Genomic DNA, 18,607 nt, shown 5'->3' on the forward strand with positions numbered 1-18,607 from the left:
TTTCAGGTAAACTGTATTTGCATTAAAGCTGAGGTTTTTTCATTCAATGACAGTTTTCTCTGCCCCTGACGGGCAAAAAGTTCACAGCGTAACAACATTAAATCGCCTGGCGCGTAACATTTTAACCAGTGAGATAGGTTTGGTGTGGCTCAGTGCTGAAATTTCCAACTTTACCCGCGCTTCCTCCGGACACTGGTATTTCACTCTCAAAGACAACAAGGCACAGGTGCGAGCCGCCATGTTTCGCACTGCTAACCGGGTCGTGCGTAATCCGCCTCGCGAAGGAGACAAAGTGCTGGTCAGAGCCAGTGTAGGCATCTATGAACCCCGAGGGGATTATCAACTGGTCGTTGAGAGTATGGAGCCAGAAGGTGAAGGCCAGTTAAAACTGGCTTTTGAGCAGCTAAAATACAAGCTGCAGGCCGAAGGACTGTTCGACCCAGGCAACAAGCAGGCACTGCCGACCCATATAAAACGGATTGGCGTGATTACCTCTGCCCATGGCGCAGCATTACATGATGTATTAAGTGTATTAAAGCGCCGCAGTCCGGCTACTGAAGTCATTGTTTACCCCTCCATGGTCCAAGGCGAACAGGCAGCAACCCAACTAGCCCGTAATATCTGGCTGGCCAATCAACGCCAGGAGGTGGACGTGATACTGCTCACCCGCGGTGGCGGTTCGTTAGAAGACTTGTGGTGTTTTAACAACGAATCGCTGGCCAGGGAAATCGCCCGCTCGGCCCTGCCGCTGGTAAGTGCAGTGGGTCACGAAGTGGATGTGACCATCGCTGATTTCGTGGCAGATCTGCGGGCGCCTACGCCGTCGGCGGCGGCAGAGCTACTCTCCATGGACCAACGCGAAATACAAACACAAGTACACCAGTTACAACAACAGCTGACGCGCTCATTTAATACCACATTGCAGCATTATGCCCATCAGTTAGCCGCACTCAGCCAGCGCCTGAAGTCGCGCCACCCAAAAGTGATGCTGCAACAGCAGGGCCAGCGGGTCGATCAGCTGACCCAGAAAATGACCAGCCTGATGACACACCAGCTAACCCGTAGCCAAATTAGTTCACAACGCCTAGAGAGCCGCCTTTCCCATCAACATCCGACCATTCAACTGGATAAGATAAAAACGCAGCAGGCTTATTTAAATCAACGAATGATGAAGGCAATGCAACAACGGCTAGAGACCCATAAGCAGAAGCTTGCTACACTGGCGCACCTGCTTCAGTCTGTAAGTCCGCTGGCTACCATGGCCCGTGGTTATTCCGCTACATTAAAAGCCAATCGGGCGATTACCAGTATAACGGCGGTTAAAGAGCAGGATGAAATTATCAGTCGGGTCAGTGACGGTGAGATTGTCAGTGTGGTAACAGCAGTGCATGCCAAGCCCACTCTGTAATGTCTACCGGTCAAGCGTGGCCAGGCATAAACAGGGACAGGTGACGCACTTCTTATGGGTATTGTTGTTTGATTAAAATTCTCCGCCACGTATTATTTTGGTCAGCGCTATCGCTGACCGCCGGATGCACGAGCAGTGGCGCAAAGCTGCCAGAGCAGCCTCTGCTGAGCGCTCCTGAACAAGCTCCTTTCAATCTGGCTGTTAATGTCTATTCTTCCTATATCAGTGACGAGGTTGAGCAGCAGTGTAAAGAGGGCGCGTTAACCAACAATCCTTGCAAAAACGACGGCATTCCGGCTAATGACTTTCTGAAGAGCCTCGAAAAGCTCGACTTGTTTGCCGAGCTCAGCCCCTCAGTGAGCCGTCATGACTATGAGTTGTTGATCGCTAATCAGGTGGCAGATTTACCCACAGGACAACAGCCAGTACCAGCAGATTTGGTGCTGCAGAGCTATACTGAGTTCGCGGTGGAATGGCGCGGGGTTCACCTTGATAGCTTTTTAGTGCATTACTGGCATAACGGTCCCGTCAGCCCTCAGGATGTTGAACAAATTATCCTGCGTTGGAGTGAGCACGCCAGCCAGAACAATATATTTTCCACACCGTTTCTTTACCAGGCCATGGGGGCAAGCAATTACTCTACCGCACTGACCCTCCCGGAACGACTGGGTGAATTTCAGTTAGCCCGCCAGTTTCTGTATCCTGATCCGTTCAAAGGTGTGCTGGCCAGATACCTCCACCCATCTTTTAGCGAAGCGATTATGGATATCGCTATTTATCCGGTGTTAGCACCGTTAACCGGTGATACTGAGCAGCGTATCAGTCACGAACTGGAAGACGCAGTTGAACAGGCAAAACAAATTGCGGTTGAACGTGCGATGGCTATGCAGATAAAGCAGCATCAAAAACCCTTTAGTCAGGGTGAGCCTCCCTTGCAGGGTGTGATGTCGGAAATCGCCGCTGAGGGCGACAGTGGCGAGGCACTTTACGCGACTATCTATGTCTTCCAGTTGGAAGATAAGTTCGTAAAGTTCAGTACCACATTTCCATCCCGTATTGGCGATCCTCTGGTCTCTGAAGCCTTAAGTCAACTAACCGTACCCGGCGAATCGGCGCTGATGAAAGAAATACGCAAGGCGCTATAATCAACCCGGCATAAAAAAGCCCTGTCAGACAGGGCTTTTTTATGGGTTATTTCTTTTTCTTGTGATAGTCCATCATTCGGCGGCGTTTTCGTTGCTGGGCGAGCGTCAGCTGATTCTTCTTACCTTCGAACGGATTTGCCCCTTCACGGAATTCAATTTTGATAGGCGTGCCCATCACATCCAGCGCTTTCCTGAAATAATTCATCAGATAGCGTTTATATGAACTGGGGAGATCCTGAACCTGATTGCCATGCACGACTATCACTGGCGGATTGTAGCCACCGGCGTGGGCATACTTCATCTTAATCCGGCGTCCCCGTACTAACGGCGGCTGATGGTCTTCCTGAGCCAATTCCATAATCTGGGTCAGCATCGAAGTGTTAATCCGTTTGGTCGCACTTCGATAAGCTTCCTGCACCGACTCAAACAAATTACCTACTCCCGAACCGTGGAGCGCAGAAATGAAGTGTAAACGGGCAAAATCGATGAAGCCCAGGCGACGATCGAGCTCGCGTTTGATTTCATCCTTAATGTCGGTATCCAGGCCATCCCATTTATTCACGGCTATCACCAGCGATCGCCCGGAATTAAGAATAAAGCCTAACAGACTTAAATCCTGATCGGAGATCCCCTCGCGTGCATCAATCACCAACAACACAACGTTAGCTTCTTCAATGGCTTTAAGGGTTTTCACTATAGAGAACTTTTCTACTGCTTCTGAGACCTTCTTACGTTTACGCACACCAGCGGTATCAATCAGTACGTAGTCACGCTCATCGCGTTGCAGCGGGATGTATACACTGTCCCGGGTAGTCCCCGGCATGTCGTATACCACCACCCTGTCCTCACCGAGAATACGGTTAGTAAGTGTTGACTTACCCACGTTCGGTTTACCCACAATTGCCAGCTTTATTGGCAAACTCTGCAGATGTTTCAGTTGCTCTTCTGCGTCGAGTTCTTCTTCATCGGCGGACTGGGTGACCAGCATTTCCGGGAATTGCTCATCCAGTGGCAGTAATGCCTCCTGAATCAATTGCGACACGCCGCGGCCATGGGCTGCGGCAATTTGATGCACATGCCCCAGACCCAGAGAGAAAAACTCTGCGCTTTCGCTATCGCCGTTTATTCCATCCACTTTATTGGCCAGCAAAAACACAGTTTTATCGCTTTTACGCAGGTGATCGGCAATGAGTTGATCGGCAGGTAGCAGACCCGCCCGGGCATCCACTAAAAAGAACACCACATCCGCCTCTTCAATGGCCTGTAGTGACTGTTGTGCCATTAAGGTATCGATACCTTCCTCATCGCCAGTGATACCACCGGTATCGACCACAATGAAGTGACGTTGCTCATAGCTGGCCTGACCGTATTGCCGGTCACGAGTCAGCCCCGGGAAATCAGCAACCAGTGCATCACGGGTATGAGTTAAACGATTAAACAGCGTTGACTTACCCACATTGGGCCGGCCAACTAACGCCACAACAGGCAACATATCGGTGTTCCTTTAAGTAATAAACATGCAAACGGCCGCGCATAAAGCGCGGCCGTTAAATTATATCGGAATATCCCACGAATTGCAGGATAAGCGTGGTTACTCAGCTGACAAGGCAGCAATTTCTCCATCGCGGGTAATGGTGACCACCAGGTCGTTTACTTTAACCGGCGTAGCATAGATGGCTTCGTCTTCATCATCGCCACCTAAGTCGTAGCGAGCAATAAGTTTACCATCTTCAGCATTTAACCAGTGCATCAGACCCCAGCGGTCGCCAAGCACCAGTTGCTCGCCCATAATAAGTGGCGTGGTCAGGTTACGTTCTTTAAGACCACTCTGAGACCAGATTTCAACGCCATTACGACGGTCCAGGGCATAAACAATTGACCGCGTATCCACTACATAGATGCGATTTCCGCTTACGGCCAAATCACGGTACGAGCCGTATTCACGCTTCCACATAATGCGGCCGCTACGAAGTTCTACTGCTGCCAGGGTACCGTCATAGGAAACGATATACACAGTATTGCCATACACTACTGGGGCAGAGTCCACATCGATGATGCGCTCAAGCTCAGTTGCGCCAGCCGGAGCAGTAATAGCGGTTTCCCACGCTGGGATACCGCTGGTCAGAATATTCACCTGCAACTTACCGGTAGGGGTTCCCACCAAAGCGCCACCGTTGGTGGCTACCGGGGCAGAGATACCACGCAGGCTAAGCGGTGGCACGTCTGTCTCACTGCGCCATAATTGTTCACCGCTTTTCGCATCGAGGCCAAACAGCACCCCTGCACCGGTGTTCAATACCAGAATGCCCTCATCCATCGCCGGTGTGGCCAGGATCTCGCCCGGAACCGTGCTTTCCCACAGAGTTTCACCCGACTCAGCGTTTAACGCGCGGATAATACCGTCTTCAGTTGCCACGAATACCATGTCGTAACCTGCCGCGATAGCACTGACTTTTGCCGAAGCACCGCTTCGCCAGATACGCGCAATGTCATCCCAGAACGATTCGTCGGGGAAAATCGCAAAATTGCGTTCCCATATTACATCGCCGGTATCAGGCGTTAACGCAACCACTTCACCGTGGCGCTCAGCCGCATAGATTGTATCGTTAGCAAAAACCGGGACTAATCGTGAGAAGTATTCGTCTACGCCGTCACCAATAGTATAGCTCCAGACCTCTTTGGGAGTTATCTGGTTTTCAATGGGCGCAATTCGACGGATCTTGATTTCGTCTTCATCAGCAAACCAGTCTGACACGGTGGCACAACCAGACAAACCAATGATGGCTGCGGTTAAAACGACCCGTTTAAACATACGGCCACACAGAATTGATTGCTGTGAGATGTTTAGAGTATTTAAATTCATTCACTATCCTGCGCTAACTGCAAGGTTATCTAGCTTCATTTGCAGTAATCGATTGTTAATATTTTTCTCTAAGGCAGAGGAGTAGGCTATGCGAGCCTTGTCAAAGTTCCCTTGGGCAGCAAAAATATCACCTTTCACTTCTTCGACCTGTGCAGTGAACGCTTCATCGGTAACCGATTCGATGGTGGTCAGGGCTTTGTCATACTGCTGAAGGGCTAACTGAACGCGCGCCAGACGCACATTAGCAACCTGTTTAAGACTTTCGTCCGCGGCACCGTCCGCCACACCTTTAAGGTAATTAGAGGCGCCTTCGAGGTTGCCGTCATCTACCGCTTGTTTAGCGGCCAGCAAGCCTGCCACGTTGGCATAACCTGAAGCACCGTCGGCGTTAATTACCGCATCAATCGGCTGACTGTTTTCTTCGTTTACCAGCGACTCAAGTGCAGCCTGGTAAGACTGAGAGGCGCTTTCCTTGGCGGCGATTTGTGAATCGCTGTAATACTGCCAGCCAAATAGACCGGCTAAACCCAATACCGCACCGACAATCAGAGACGTTCCGTGCTCTGACCAAAATCGTTTAATCGCCTCTACCTGTTGTTCTTCTGTAGCGAATTGTTCCATCTTAAAACCTCTTTATTTTGCTAACGGTTATACAGATAACACGTTATGTAAAGCTGCTGGCAGCTCACTGAGCGCCACATTAACCTGTTCGCCATTGCCACGTAGTGGCTTCAGGGTCACCTGTCGAGCAGCCATTTCTTCTGAGCCAATCAGCAATGCAACACTGGCGCCTACTTTGTCTGCCCGTTTTAGTTGTTTCTTCAGATTGCCACCACCACAGTGCAACATCACCCGAAACTGACTGTCAGTGTCACGCAAAGATTCGGCGACCTGGCTGGCGTAGCCCCGGGTATCATCACCCAACGCCGTCACATAAATGTCGGCGGCTGGCTGGTGTTGCTCGATTTTCTCGAGCGTATCGAGCAACAGCACCAGACGTTCCATGCCCAATGCAAAGCCCACGCCCGGTGCTGGCTTGCCACCCAGTTGTTCTACCAGACCATCGTAACGACCGCCGGCACACACCGTGCCCTGAGCGCCGAGGCTCTCGGTCACCCATTCAAAAACGGTGCGATTGTAATAATCCAGACCACGAACCAGACGAGGATTGATTTCGTATGCCACGCCCGCATTGTCGAGCAGTTCACACAATAAAGCGAAGTGCGCTTTGGAATCGTCATCGAGATAATCCAGCAAAGAAGGCGCATCAGTTACCAGCGCCTGGACCTGCGGATTTTTGCTATCCAGCACGCGCAGAGGATTAGACTCCAGCCGACGCAGAGAATCTTCATCAAGTTGCGACTCATGCTGTTTAAGGTATGCGACTAGCGCGTCCTTGTAATTCTGACGCGCTTGGTTAGAACCAAGTGAATTGATCTGCAAGGTAACATGGTCTGAAATGCCGAACAGCTTCCACAGGCGAGCGGATAACAGGATCACTTCAGCATCGATGTCGGCGCTTTCTAATCCGTAGGTTTCTACTCCAAACTGGTGAAACTGGCGGTAGCGGCCTTTTTGCGGCCGTTCGTGGCGGAACATTGGCCCCATATACCACAAACGTTGTTGCTGGTTGTAAATCAGACCGTGTTCGTTACCAGCACGCACTGCACTGGCGGTACCTTCCGGGCGCAGGGTCAAACTATCGCCGTTACGGTCGGCAAAGGTATACATTTCTTTTTCTACGATATCGGTGACTTCACCAATAGAGCGCTTAAACAGGTCGGTACTTTCGACGATTGGCGTTCTGATTTCCTGATAGCCATAACTGGCCACAACCTGCCGAATACCTGCCTCGACCTGTTGCCATTTACCCGACTCCGTCGGCAGGCAATCATTCATACCTCGAATAGCCTGGATTGTTTTTGCCACCTGTTTTCTCTCAGCCTGATTAAAAGCCCCGCATTATAGGGGCTTTAGTGATTAACCACAAACATTCTTAACTACCAGTGCACAGCCCTGGTGTTATGATTTTTCAACCACCGGGATTGCGTTGGCAGAATCCAGCATCGCCGCTTTGGCGCGGATGCGTTTTTCCAGTTGTTCAACCAGGTCGTCGTTAGCCAGTCGCTCTTTCTGACGCTTACCGTCCAGATAAAAACCGCTCATATTTCGCGCGCCGGTCAAACCTAAATCTGACACCTCCGCTTCGCCTGGGCCGTTCACCACACAACCGATAATTGACACATCCATGGGCGTCAATACATCTTCTAGCCGCTGTTCAAGAGCATTCACTGTGCCAATCACATCGAACTCCTGTCGCGAGCAACTCGGACAAGCAATAAAGTTAATGCCGCGAGAACGGATTCGCAGCGATTTTAAAATATCAAAACCAACTTTAATCTCTTCCACCGGATCAGCTGCCAGGGACACACGCAAGGTGTCACCTATGCCTTCTGCCAACAGCATACCAAGGCCTACAGCACTTTTTACCGCACCAGCCCGCTGACCACCAGCTTCGGTGATACCCAGGTGAAGAGGCTGCTCTATCTGTTTGGCCAGCAACCGGTACGCACCAACTGCCAAAAATACGTCCGAGGCTTTTACCGACACCTTGAACTGATCAAAATTGAGTTTATCGAGAATATCCACATGGCGCATGGCCGATTCCAGCAATGCCTCGGGCGTTGGCTCACCATATTTTTCCTGTAGGTCACGCTCCAGCGAACCGCCATTGACGCCAATCCGAATAGGAATATTCTTGTCTTTGGCGCAATCCACTACCGACTTAACCCGCTCCATATTACCGATATTACCCGGATTGATCCGTAGGCAATCTACGCCATAGTCGGCGACTTTAAGCGCAATCCGGTAATCGAAATGGATATCTGCAATCAGCGGTACACTGACCTGTTCGCGTATTTGCTTAAATGCTTCGGCAGCGTCCATAGTGGGCACCGACACGCGCACTATCTCACCGCCTACGGCGACGATCCGGTTAATCTGCGCTACGGTGGCCGCCACATCAGTCGTCGGCGTATTGGTCATTGATTGCACTGCAATTGGCGCACCATCGCCAATTGGAACATTACCTACATTAATCCGAATTGATTTTCTGCGTTGAATAGGACTATCAGTAAACATTATTGTTCCTGCATGGGTAACGAAAACTTAGCGGTGCGGGTAGGATCGAATCCAGACATATCTACCGCTTCACCGTCATAACTAATTTGCACGACGTCAGGCGCGCCGAGCGTCACTTCAAAAGGCGGCAGGCCGCTAATCTGCATTTCGTAGCCGGCGGCCTTAATACCGTAGGCAATGGCTTCGCCACTGGCATCGGTAATATTCACCCAGCAATCGGCGCTAAAATTAAATTCCAGCTCCACTGGTACACCATCCTCTGGCGTTACCTGGGATGGCGCCTCATTACTCGGTTGTGGAGCAATATCGGCCGTTTCATTACTAATCGTGTTGCTTTCCCCATTGTCTGCTTCCGTCACGCTTTGCTGCATTGGCGGGTTGGACATCTCAGTATCCGCTTCCTCAGTGGTCGTTGCCGGGGGCGCATCTAATTGCGTCACAGCTGGCTCTGGTTGCGGCTGGCTACTGGCGGACGTTGGCGTTGACTGCTTCTGAGTACTTTGCGTAGCAGCAGGCAGCTCGTTACCGTCATTAGCCGGTTGTTGATACCACCACACAACGACCCCGGCAACCAGTACAATAGCAATACCGTAAGTTACCATCATCCAGCGGTCATCATGCGCCTGCTTGGCAACACGGCGGGAGAAGCTTTGTAGCTTGGCCGGTGGCTTAGGTGTGGTGTGATACTGATTGAAAAGAGTGAGTACTTCTTCCGGATTCAGGCCCAGATTCTTTGCATAAAGACGGACATATCCTTTGAAGAAAGTGACAGACGTTGAATCATCGATACGGTTTTGTTCCAGATCGTCAATGATACCAACTTTTAAATATAACTTATCAGCGATCGCCTGTTGAGTCAGACCCTGCTCTTCCCGCGCTTCCCGCAATACCTGGCCGGGACTGGGTACGGCAGGCACGTGCTGCTCATCAGCTTCAATGTGCTGCTCTTTGTCCATTTGTTACCTGCGTTAGTTGGTTTGTTCTGCTGGCGGCACCAGCCATAACTTCATGCCGACATTAATAGACCCGTTTTCATCCAGGTTGTTCCACTCTTTCAGTGTATTCAGCTTAATGTTGTATTTCAGTGATAACCGATAAAGGTTTTCTTTTGGCTGAACAACATGAAACAGGCTTTCTGCTTCTTCGACCTCGATAACCCGCTTCGTTTCTGCAACCAGTTCGCCGGCTTCGGGGTCTTCAGCTACGACGACAGGCTCTGGCGGCACAGCTTGTAATGACTCTGCAACTTCAGCTTCGCTGGCGACGGCTTCGGGCTCTGCCTTTGACTCAGGCTCTGGTTCAGCGACTTTTTCAGGCGCAGGCACCACCTGAGATTGCGGTTTGGTTTTCACTTTGACCACTGGCTGCGGAACGGTTTTCTGACGCTCAATGTACAACTTGGCTAAAGGGCTGCTTGGGTACATGCGCAGGAGCATATCGCCATAACCGTTGGCAGCGCGTAAGTCTCCCTGCCCTTTGGCTATCTCAATCGCCATCCACAGTGAGTCAGCAGACACCCGCGCCACCTTTTCATAGCGTCGCAGAGTTTCAGCGGCTAACTCGTACTGTTCCGTCGCGGCATACATTTCGGTCAGAATAAACAGGGTTTTGGCGCGGCCCGGCTGGTGTTTAAGTGCGCTATTGAGATAGTCAATGGCGTCCTCACCCTTGCCCTGACTCTGCGCGCACAATGCCATATTCTCGTAGGTTTCTGCGGAGTTAGCATATTGCTTGGCATTAACGGCTTGCATGAAAAAATGCTTTGCTTCCTCGTAGCGGCCATCCTGACATAGAAACGCACCATAACTGTTGGCTATATTCGCATCACGTGGTGCCAGACTCATGGCGGTTTGATAGGACTCATCAGCGCGTTTGGTCTCGCCAACTACCTGATAGTAATACGCCAGGCCATAATGCGTATCGGCCAGGCGTGGCGCAAAAGCCAGCGCTTTATCCAGGTTTTGTTTGGCTTGTGAATAGTTACCATTTTTAAGGTAAGTCAGCCCTAAAGAAACGCGCGTTTTCGCTGCTTCCTGTTGATCAAATTCAGAACTAAACGCCCCTGGCTGGGTTTCACTGACACAGCCTGTCAAGGCAATCATCAGACTCAAAACTATCAGTATTCTCATCGGCAGCGCTTACCTTATGTTTTCGATATTTTATTATTGGGACATTTTTACCGAAATTGCCTCGCCCTTCATCTGTTTTTTCAACATTCTCTTGGTTCGATCAACTACATCACCCACTAACTGACCACAGGCGGCATCAATATCTTCGCCCCGGGTCTTACGCACAATCACAGTGTAGCCCTTTTCCATCAGGACCTTGGCAAAGCGATCGATGCGCGAATTGCTTGAGCAAGTGTAAGGCGATCCCGGGTAGGGGTTAAACGGGATGAGGTTAATCTTACAGGGCGTTTCCTTCATCACTTTAGCCAACTGATGAGCGTGGTCGGTTGAATCGTTAATTTGATTCAACATAACGTATTCCACCGTTACCTTACCCTGATTGGCTTTGGACTTGGCCAGATAACGTCGCACGCCAGCTAAGAAGGCTTCAATATTGTACCTTTTATTAATCGGTACAATTTCATCGCGCAGTTCATCATTCGGCGCATGTAACGAGATAGCCAGCGCCACATCAATCTGATCACCCAGCATATCAAGGGCCGGCACCACACCGGAAGTACTCAGCGTTACCCGGCGCTTAGACAGGCCAAAGCCATAATCATCAAGCATGATATCCATAGCAGGTACTACGTTTTTCAGGTTCAGTAACGGCTCACCCATACCCATCATTACCACATTGGTGACCGGTCTTGCCGATGTGTCATTAGACAACCCTAACGTCGTGGCTACCCGCCACACCTGACCGATAATTTCGCTGACGGTGAGGTTACGGTTAAAGCCTTGTTGCGCGGTGGAGCAGAAAGTACATTCCAGCGCACAACCTACCTGTGAAGATACACATAAGGTCGCACGGTCGGCTTCAGGGATCCACACGGTTTCGACTTCCTGTCCGCCATCGAGTTTAAGGGCAAACTTAATCGTGCCGTCGGTAGCCTGCTGGTGATAAGCAATCTCAGGCGCGCTTACTTCACACTGCTCAATTAACTTTGCGCGCAGTTGTTTGTTGATGTTAGTCATCTGTTCGAAGTCACTGACGCCGTGCTGATAAATCCACTTCATGACCTGATCAGCACGGAATGGCTTCTCGCCGATTTCTGCGAAATAGTCGCGCAATCCCTGCCGATTAAAATTAAGTAGGTTTGTTTTGGACATAAAGCGTTATCAACTCTTCAAATTGGTGGCGTCGAACCGGAATAGAATATCACGAAAAAGATATTCGATCACAGACAGAAAAGGGAGCCGAAGCTCCCTTTTGTCACACATCAGGCTAAGCTTAGCGAGTGCGTGGGCAGATTTCTTCTTCTGAGAAGAAATACGCGATTTCGCGCGCTGCAGATTCTGGTGCATCTGAACCGTGAACCGCATTCTCATCAATAGATACAGCGTAGTCAGCACGCAATGTACCTGCAGCGGCTTCAGCCGGGTTAGTCGCCCCCATGATTTCACGGTTTTTAACCACAGCATTTTCGCCTTCCAGCACCTGAACCATTACCGGACCAGACGTCATGAAGTCTACCAGGGCGCCAAAGAAAGGACGCTCTTTGTGTTCAGCATAAAAGCCTTCAGCCTGTTCTTTGCTCATGTGAACCATTTTAGAAGCAACGATGCGCAGACCGGCAGTTTCGAAGCGGTTATAGATTGCACCGATTACGTTCTTTGCAACGGCATCAGGCTTAATAATTGAAAACGTACGCTCAAGAGCCATGTTCTGTCTCCGGGTTTAATTGTAAAAATTTTGGGCGCGAATTATAGGCAATCTTTACGCCCGTGCCTAGGGGTTAGCAGGCAAATATCAAAAAATCTTAATAAAGGCGGCGATAAATACGCATTATCCGCCGTGCTGGGCGGCTAAATGCTGGATTTTCCCCACGATGGCGCGTAAGCCATTGCCCCGGGTCGGGGTAATATGACGCTCCAGATCGAGCGCTTCGAAGTAGGCGTCGATATCGAAGGCAGTAATTTCGGCCGGGGTTTTGTCATTATACGCTGCCATCACGAGCGCCAGCAGTCCGTGTACAATGACGGCGTCACTGTCGACTTCAAAGTGAATTTTATCACCGTCCATTGAGGTGACCAACCACACGCTGCTCTGGCAACCTTTGACTAACCGTTCCGGTTTTTTTTGAGCATCATCAAGGCGCGGCAGCGCTTTACCCAAATCAATGATGTACTGGTACTTTTGTTCCCAGTCATCAAAGAATTCCAAATCTTCAACGATTTCCTGACTAGATGGTAACTGCATGATTTACTCTCGAATTAAAAAAACAGGCCGGCTTCGAGCTGGGCTTCTTCGCTCATTTTATCCCGCGACCATGGCGGATCAAACACCAGTTCTACTTTGACATCTTCAACGAACGGCACCAGTCCCACGCGATATTCCACATCGCCAACCAGCACCGGCCCCATACCGCAACCAGGAGCTGTGAGAGTCATGTCAATAGTGACCTGTTTAGTATCCTGGTTTATGTCAACGTTGTAGATCAGGCCGAGTGATACCAGATTAATCGGAATTTCCGGATCGTAGATGGTTTCCAGCGCGTCCCAGACCTGCTGCTTATCAATATTGCCATCGGCAGGCGCGACAAAATCCAGGGCTTGTGGTTTACGACCAATGGCATCGGCGTCGGTACCGTCGATGCGCAACATATTACCTTGCCACGTAACCGTATAGTTACCGCCTAAATCCTGGGTGATATTGACAAATTCACCATCGGGAATGATTACGGTTTCGCCGGAAGGTACTTTGCGCGACTTCACTTCACGTTCAGTCGCTACCATTTTTTGCTTCATAAGGACACTTATCCGACGTTAAAGCTTTCGCCGCAACCGCATTCATCCACAACGTTAGGGTTGTAGTACTTTATTACGCCATTTACACCTTCCATGACATAGTCGATTTCGGTGTTCTGCAGCAGTAAAACTGCGTCTTTAGCTATTGCAACAGTCAACTTATCTGACACCTGAAGTACTTCGTCACCTTCCATCGAGGCATCAGCAAAATCCAGCACATAAGCATAGCCGGTACAGCCACTTACTTTGGTAGATAAGCGAATAATTTTGCCCGGCTGATTTTTAAGTTTACCCTCAAAGTGCTTAATAGCCCCCGGAGTCAGGGTTACAACGTCTTTACTGGGTACAAAAGTTTCTACTGACATAGTTATCTCTCCTAGCCCAACATAGTTTGAGCTTTGCGTAAGCCCGCAAAGAATGCGGAGACTTCTTCCAGTGTGTTATACAACGAGAAAGAAGCGCGGGCAGTACCGTTAATACCAAGGCGATGCATCAATGGTTGCGCACAATTATCGCCGGTACGGATAGCTATCCCCTGCCGATCCAGAATAAAGCCAATATCGGCAGGGTGCGCATTGTCCATCACAAAACTTAAAATACCAATTTTGTTTGGTGCGGTACCAATTAAGCGCATGCCCTGAATATCCGCAGCCTGCGCCATAGCGGCATCAATCAGCGCCTTTTCGTGAGCCTGAACGGCGGCTATATCTAATTGGCTGAACCATTCAAGTGCTGTACCCAGGCCAATGGCACCGGCAATGTTTGGCGTACCGGCTTCTAGGCGGTTAGGCAATGCCCCCCAGGTAGCACTTTGGTAGGTGACATCAGCAATCATTTCGCCGCCTGTTAACCACACTGGCCAGTTTTCCAGTATTGCTTGTTTACCCCACAACACGCCTATGCCGGTCGGGCCAAACACCTTATGACCTGAAAACGCGTAAAAGTCACAGCCCAGCGCCTGTACGTCCACATCACCATGAGCAATTCCCTGGGCGCCGTCGACCAGCACTAATGCGCCGTAAGCCTTAGCCATCGCAGTAAGTTCTTTTACCGGGTTGACGGTGCCTAATGCATTCGAGACATGCGGGAACGCCACCATACGGGTATTAGGCCCCAGTGATGCTTTGAATGTTTCGAGGTCAAGTTCGCCGTTGTCAAAAATCGGCGCCACACGCAGCGTAGCGCCACTGTGTAAACAGGCTTGTTGCCAGGTAACCAGGTTGGCGTGGTGTTCCATTTCGGTTACCACTACTTCGTCACCGGCTTCCAGTTGCTGGGCAAGGCCCTTAGCAACCAGGTTGATACCTTCTGTTGTGCCGCTGGTCCAAATGACTTCGTCACGATTTGCTGCATTAATAAAAGCAGCCACCTGATCACGGGCTTTTTCATAACGGCGGGTTGCTTCGTCAGATAACTGATGAGCGCCACGGTGTACGTTGGCATTACACTGGGTATAAAAGTCCACCAGTGAGTCAATTACCACCTGAGGTTTCTGCGTGGTGGCACCGTTATCCAGATACACCAACGGTTTACCATCTACCGTTTGCGATAAAATAGGGAACTCAGCACGAATTGCCGCTACGTCAAAACTCATTTAACCTCCATGCCCACAAAGCGGTCATGTAACTGAGTTAGCAACCAGCCAGCGATATCTTCGTTGGGGATCTGATTAATCAGTTCCTGGATAAAGCCAAAATTAAGCATGATCAACGCCTGACTGCGACTGATACCGCGTGTCAGCAAATAATACAGTGCAGTATCATCAATCTCTGCCACGGTAGCACCGTGGGCACACTTAACGTCATCGGCGTAAATTTCAAGCTCAGGTTTGGTATTGATAACTGCCCGGCGTGACAATAACAAGTTACGGTTATTCAATTCCGCCAGTGTTTTCTGGGCGTCACGATGAATATGAATTCGGCCGTTAAACACCGCTTTAGCACGATCGCCAACGATACCACGGGCATTTTCCTCGGTAGTACAGTTAGGTACGGCGTGCTCAATAGTGGTATGCAGATCAAACAGCTCACCTTCGGCCAGCAAATAAATTGCATTGATATTAGCGTTGGCAAATTCACCGGTGTAGATAACATCAACATCAAGCCGCGATAGTTCACTACCATAGCCAATCAGCGTACTGTTGAGCTGGGCTTTTTCCGCCACTTTAAAATGACAACCGCCAACGTGCATGGCTTGCTGAGTGAACATAGCAAAACGATAGTGCTCCAAATGCGCTTCGCTGTGCAGGACATATTCGCTAAAGGCCGTGTTCACGCTGCTGGCATCGCCATAGCCGTCTTCAAGTACAGTGGCTCGCGCACCGGTTTCGACCTGCATCAGTACGCGCAGATGTTGATCGCCTTCGTTACTGGCCAGCTGTGAAATACGAATCGGCGTATCGACAGTTTTGCCGGCGGCAACTTTAATGTACAGACCATCGGCCAGCAAAGCGTCGTTAATCTGACCAAATAAGTGTTTGGCCGGTTTCACGTCTGACAACAGACGCTCGATAACCTGTTGCTGCTGGGTAGTTGCCGTAGAAAAACGTACGATCTCCAGCCCATCAGGTAACGACAGTGTAGTGACGTCGGTGAGCAATTCATTGCCACTAAACACTATCTCAATGGCGCTTAACTCGCCTATTTTCGGCGCGCTAAATTCGGTATTTCCAGGCTTAGCCAGCGACACACTGCGCTTTTCTACCGGGATGAGCGGAGTAAAACGCCAGTCTTCCACTTTGCGTAGCGGCCAGCGAACCTTTTCCAGTTCAGCCAGAGCCGCCTGACGATGAGGAGCCAGCCAGTCCTGATGTGTTTGCGCCGAGGCGATTACTTCAGACAGCCATTGGCTCATGCATCGCCCTCCTCATAGGCTTTACCTAAAAAGGCATAACCTGATTTTTCAACTTCCAGGGCCAAAGACGCATCACCACTTTTAACAATTTTACCGTCAGCCAGGATATGAACAAAATCTGGCTTGATGTAATCGAGCAGACGCTGATAGTGAGTCACAACAATAAAGCTGCGCTGCCCGTCACGCTGGCTGTTTACCCCATCGGCAACCACTTGCAGGGCATCGACATCAAGACCTGAGTCTGATTCGTCAAGAATACACAACGACGGCTCAAGCAGGATCATCTGCATGATCTCATTACGCTTTTTCTCACCGCCGGAGAATCCTTCGTTGACGCCACGCTTTAAGAAATCCAGTGGCAGGTTAACCTGTTTACAGGCAGCCTTAGCTTTCTTTAAAAACTCAGCGGCAGTCAATGGCTCTTCGCCGCGGTATTCGCGCAACGCGTTAACCGATTCCTTTAAGAATTCCATGTTGCTAACGCCAGGGATCTCAACCGGGTACTGGAACGCCAGGAATAACCCCTCACGGGCACGCTCTTCCACTTCCAGATCCAGTAAATCTTTACCGTTTAAAGTAACGGAACCTTCCTTAACCTCATAGCCTTCACGACCGGACAACACATAACCAAGCGTACTTTTTCCGGCGCCATTTGGTCCCATGATGGCATGAACTTCACCAGGCTTAACTTCCAGATTCAGCCCTTTGATAATGGTTTTATCTTCAACACTGGCGTGTAAATTATCGATAGATAACATTAAATGCTTTACCCCACAGAACCTTCTAAACTAATTTCGAGTAACTTGCCGGCTTCCACCGCAAATTCCATTGGTAATTCTTTAAAGACTTCCTTACAGAAGCCATTGACGATCATGGAGACGGCCTTCTCGGCGTCCAGACCCCGTTGCTGAGCCAGGAATAACTGGTCATCGCTCACTTTGGATGTGGTGGCTTCGTGCTCAACGATGGCTGACGGATTACGGCTTTCAATATACGGGAACGTATGTGCGCCACACTTATCGCCAATTAGCAGCGAATCACACTGCGTAAAATTGCGGGCGCCATCAGATTTTGGCCCCATTTGTACCAGACCGCGGTAGGCGTTACTGCTTTTACCTGCCGAGATCCCTTTTGAAATAATGGTCGAACGGGTATTTTTACCCAGATGTATCATCTTGGTACCGGTATCAGCCTGCTGGCGTCCACGGGTTAAGGCGACGGAGTAGAATTCACCTACACTGTTATCCCCTTTCAGCACGCAGCTTGGGTATTTCCAGGTAACTGCTGAGCCCGTTTCGACCTGAGTCCAGCTAATCTTAGCGTCGTTATGACATATACCACGCTTAGTTACAAAATTATAAATACCGCCTTTGCCATTCTCATCACCCGGGTACCAATTTTGTACCGTTGAGTATTTAATGTTGGCTTTATCCAGCGCAACCAGCTCAACTACCGCGGCGTGTAATTGGTTTTCATCACGTTGCGGTGCCGTGCACCCTTCCAGATAACTAACATGACTGCCTTCGTCGGCAACAATCAGCGTGCGCTCAAACTGACCGGTGTTTTGCTCGTTGATACGAAAATAAGTAGACAGTTCCATAGGGCAACGCACGCCTTTTGGGATATACACAAACGAGCCGTCGGTAAATACGGCACTATTTAGCGCCGCGAAGTAATTATCTGAACGGGGGACGACAGAGCCGATGTATTTTTTAACCAGCTCAGGGTATTTTTGGATAGCTTCAGAAATAGGGCAGAAAATCACGCCTGCTTCGTGCAGCTTTTCACGGAAGGTAGTAACAACGGATACCGAGTCGAATACCGCATCGACGGCAACACCGGCCAGCATTTCCTGCTCATGCAAGGGAATGCCGAGCTTGTTATACACATCCAGCAATTCCGGGTCGACTTCGTCGAGGGACTTTGGTTTGTCCTTCATACTCTTAGGTGATGAGTAGTAAGAAATGGCCTGATAATCCACTTTCGGATAATCCACATGTGCCCACTCGGGCTCTTCCATCTCCAGCCACGAATGATAGGCTTTCAACCGCCATTCGAGCATCCATTCCGGCTCATTTTTCATGGCAGATATACGGCGGATAATGGATTCGTCCAGACCATTTTCGAAGGTATCAGACTCGATTTCAGAATAGAAACCCGCCTCGTATTGTTTCGATAGCGCCTGTTCGATTTGCTCGCTCATTGACTCATCTCACTGTTATTGAACATTTCGTCACGATAATCTCAATGTAGTGTCGACACTACAGCTGTATCAGCG

Annotated in this window: 18 protein-coding genes; 2 read left to right on the forward strand and 16 right to left on the reverse strand. The window is 49.9% G+C overall.

Features of this window, described 5'->3' with window-relative positions; translation table 11 throughout:
* The first annotated feature begins 46 nt into the window (after positions 1–46).
* On the forward strand, positions 47–1,408 hold the full coding sequence (xseA, locus tag AC2T0J_RS00205) for an exodeoxyribonuclease VII large subunit (protein WP_489808197.1): 1,362 nt from the start codon (positions 47–49) through the stop codon (positions 1,406–1,408).
* Between the two features lie 68 nt (positions 1,409–1,476).
* Positions 1,477–2,553: a hypothetical protein gene (locus AC2T0J_RS00210; protein ID WP_489808198.1), complete on the forward strand. Its 1,077-nt coding sequence runs from the start codon at positions 1,477–1,479 to the stop codon at positions 2,551–2,553.
* 46 nt (positions 2,554–2,599) lie between these two features.
* Here the strand turns inward: AC2T0J_RS00210 and der are convergent, their stop codons facing one another.
* The 16 genes from der to sufB all read right to left on the reverse strand — a co-directional run bounded on the left by der (position 2,600) and on the right by sufB (position 18,532).
* Positions 2,600–4,045, reverse strand: coding sequence for a ribosome biogenesis GTPase Der (gene der, locus AC2T0J_RS00215; protein ID WP_489808199.1), 1,446 nt, complete (start codon positions 4,043–4,045; stop codon positions 2,600–2,602).
* Between the two features lie 99 nt (positions 4,046–4,144).
* The gene (bamB, locus tag AC2T0J_RS00220) at positions 4,145–5,365 is read right to left on the reverse strand and encodes an outer membrane protein assembly factor BamB (RefSeq protein ID WP_489810404.1); all 1,221 of its coding nucleotides are present in this window, start codon (positions 5,363–5,365) and stop codon (positions 4,145–4,147) included.
* 54 nt (positions 5,366–5,419) lie between these two features.
* Positions 5,420–6,037 carry a YfgM family protein gene (locus AC2T0J_RS00225; RefSeq protein WP_489808200.1) on the reverse strand — a complete coding sequence of 206 codons (618 nt, stop codon included), beginning with the start codon at positions 6,035–6,037 and terminating at the stop codon, positions 5,420–5,422.
* Positions 6,038–6,064: 27 nt separating this feature from the next.
* Entirely contained in the window at positions 6,065–7,345 is a 1,281-nt protein-coding gene (hisS, locus tag AC2T0J_RS00230) for a histidine--tRNA ligase (RefSeq protein ID WP_489808201.1), read from the reverse strand.
* A gap of 93 nt (positions 7,346–7,438) precedes the next feature.
* Positions 7,439–8,557, reverse strand: a complete 1,119-nt coding sequence (gene ispG, locus AC2T0J_RS00235; RefSeq protein WP_489808202.1) for a flavodoxin-dependent (E)-4-hydroxy-3-methylbut-2-enyl-diphosphate synthase — start codon at positions 8,555–8,557, stop codon at positions 7,439–7,441.
* Positions 8,557–9,513, reverse strand: a complete 957-nt coding sequence (locus tag AC2T0J_RS00240; RefSeq protein WP_489808203.1) for a RodZ domain-containing protein — start codon at positions 9,511–9,513, stop codon at positions 8,557–8,559. Before AC2T0J_RS00240 ends, ispG begins: the two co-directional genes overlap by 1 nt.
* A 12-nt stretch (positions 9,514–9,525) precedes the next feature.
* Positions 9,526–10,686, reverse strand: coding sequence for a type IV pilus biogenesis/stability protein PilW (gene pilW / locus AC2T0J_RS00245; protein WP_489808204.1), 1,161 nt, complete (start codon positions 10,684–10,686; stop codon positions 9,526–9,528).
* Positions 10,687–10,719: 33 nt separating this feature from the next.
* A complete protein-coding gene (rlmN, locus tag AC2T0J_RS00250; RefSeq protein WP_489808205.1) occupies positions 10,720–11,838 on the reverse strand; it encodes a dual-specificity RNA methyltransferase RlmN in 1,119 nt (372 codons plus the stop codon).
* Between the two features lie 121 nt (positions 11,839–11,959).
* Positions 11,960–12,391 carry a nucleoside-diphosphate kinase gene (ndk, locus tag AC2T0J_RS00255; RefSeq protein ID WP_070178098.1) on the reverse strand — a complete coding sequence of 144 codons (432 nt, stop codon included), beginning with the start codon at positions 12,389–12,391 and terminating at the stop codon, positions 11,960–11,962.
* A gap of 123 nt (positions 12,392–12,514) precedes the next feature.
* Entirely contained in the window at positions 12,515–12,928 is a 414-nt protein-coding gene (locus AC2T0J_RS00260; RefSeq protein WP_489808206.1) for a SufE family protein, read from the reverse strand.
* A gap of 14 nt (positions 12,929–12,942) precedes the next feature.
* Entirely contained in the window at positions 12,943–13,476 is a 534-nt protein-coding gene (gene sufT, locus AC2T0J_RS00265; protein ID WP_489808207.1) for a putative Fe-S cluster assembly protein SufT, read from the reverse strand.
* Between the two features lie 8 nt (positions 13,477–13,484).
* Positions 13,485–13,841, reverse strand: a complete 357-nt coding sequence (locus AC2T0J_RS00270) for a HesB/IscA family protein (RefSeq protein WP_489808208.1) — start codon at positions 13,839–13,841, stop codon at positions 13,485–13,487.
* Between the two features lie 11 nt (positions 13,842–13,852).
* Complete coding sequence (locus tag AC2T0J_RS00275) at positions 13,853–15,070, reverse strand: aminotransferase class V-fold PLP-dependent enzyme (RefSeq protein WP_489808209.1); 1,218 nt, start codon at positions 15,068–15,070, stop codon at positions 13,853–13,855.
* A complete protein-coding gene (gene sufD, locus AC2T0J_RS00280) occupies positions 15,067–16,329 on the reverse strand; it encodes a Fe-S cluster assembly protein SufD (protein ID WP_489808210.1) in 1,263 nt (420 codons plus the stop codon). Before sufD ends, AC2T0J_RS00275 begins: the two co-directional genes overlap by 4 nt.
* Positions 16,326–17,087 carry a Fe-S cluster assembly ATPase SufC gene (sufC, locus tag AC2T0J_RS00285; protein ID WP_489808211.1) on the reverse strand — a complete coding sequence of 254 codons (762 nt, stop codon included), beginning with the start codon at positions 17,085–17,087 and terminating at the stop codon, positions 16,326–16,328. The genes sufD and sufC overlap by 4 nt, the downstream gene beginning before the upstream one ends.
* An 8-nt stretch (positions 17,088–17,095) precedes the next feature.
* Positions 17,096–18,532, reverse strand: a complete 1,437-nt coding sequence (gene sufB, locus AC2T0J_RS00290) for a Fe-S cluster assembly protein SufB (protein ID WP_489808212.1) — start codon at positions 18,530–18,532, stop codon at positions 17,096–17,098.
* Positions 18,533–18,607: the final 75 nt, after the last annotated feature.

The sequence above is a fragment of the Alteromonas sp. ISO5 genome, assembly GCF_058105165.1.

Excerpts from the sequence above, each read along its gene's own strand:
- xseA (WP_489808197.1), top strand. The coding sequence starts at position 47 with ATGACAGTTTTCTCTGCCCCTGACGGGCAAAAAGTTCACAGCGTAACA.
- der (WP_489808199.1), bottom strand. The coding sequence starts at position 4,045 with ATGTTGCCTGTTGTGGCGTTAGTTGGCCGGCCCAATGTGGGTAAGTCA.
- sufB (WP_489808212.1), bottom strand. The coding sequence starts at position 18,532 with ATGAGCGAGCAAATCGAACAGGCGCTATCGAAACAATACGAGGCGGGT.
- pilW (WP_489808204.1), bottom strand. The coding sequence starts at position 10,686 with ATGAGAATACTGATAGTTTTGAGTCTGATGATTGCCTTGACAGGCTGT.
- ndk (WP_070178098.1), bottom strand. The coding sequence starts at position 12,391 with ATGGCTCTTGAGCGTACGTTTTCAATTATTAAGCCTGATGCCGTTGCA.
- bamB (WP_489810404.1), bottom strand. The coding sequence starts at position 5,365 with ATGTTTAAACGGGTCGTTTTAACCGCAGCCATCATTGGTTTGTCTGGT.
- sufT (WP_489808207.1), bottom strand. The coding sequence starts at position 13,476 with ATGAAGCAAAAAATGGTAGCGACTGAACGTGAAGTGAAGTCGCGCAAA.
- sufC (WP_489808211.1), bottom strand. The coding sequence starts at position 17,087 with ATGTTATCTATCGATAATTTACACGCCAGTGTTGAAGATAAAACCATT.
- AC2T0J_RS00275 (WP_489808209.1), bottom strand. The coding sequence starts at position 15,070 with ATGAGTTTTGACGTAGCGGCAATTCGTGCTGAGTTCCCTATTTTATCG.
- AC2T0J_RS00270 (WP_489808208.1), bottom strand. The coding sequence starts at position 13,841 with ATGTCAGTAGAAACTTTTGTACCCAGTAAAGACGTTGTAACCCTGACT.
- AC2T0J_RS00225 (WP_489808200.1), bottom strand. The coding sequence starts at position 6,037 with ATGGAACAATTCGCTACAGAAGAACAACAGGTAGAGGCGATTAAACGA.
- ispG (WP_489808202.1), bottom strand. The coding sequence starts at position 8,557 with ATGTTTACTGATAGTCCTATTCAACGCAGAAAATCAATTCGGATTAAT.
- sufD (WP_489808210.1), bottom strand. The coding sequence starts at position 16,329 with ATGAGCCAATGGCTGTCTGAAGTAATCGCCTCGGCGCAAACACATCAG.
- rlmN (WP_489808205.1), bottom strand. The coding sequence starts at position 11,838 with ATGTCCAAAACAAACCTACTTAATTTTAATCGGCAGGGATTGCGCGAC.
- AC2T0J_RS00260 (WP_489808206.1), bottom strand. The coding sequence starts at position 12,928 with ATGCAGTTACCATCTAGTCAGGAAATCGTTGAAGATTTGGAATTCTTT.
- AC2T0J_RS00240 (WP_489808203.1), bottom strand. The coding sequence starts at position 9,513 with ATGGACAAAGAGCAGCACATTGAAGCTGATGAGCAGCACGTGCCTGCC.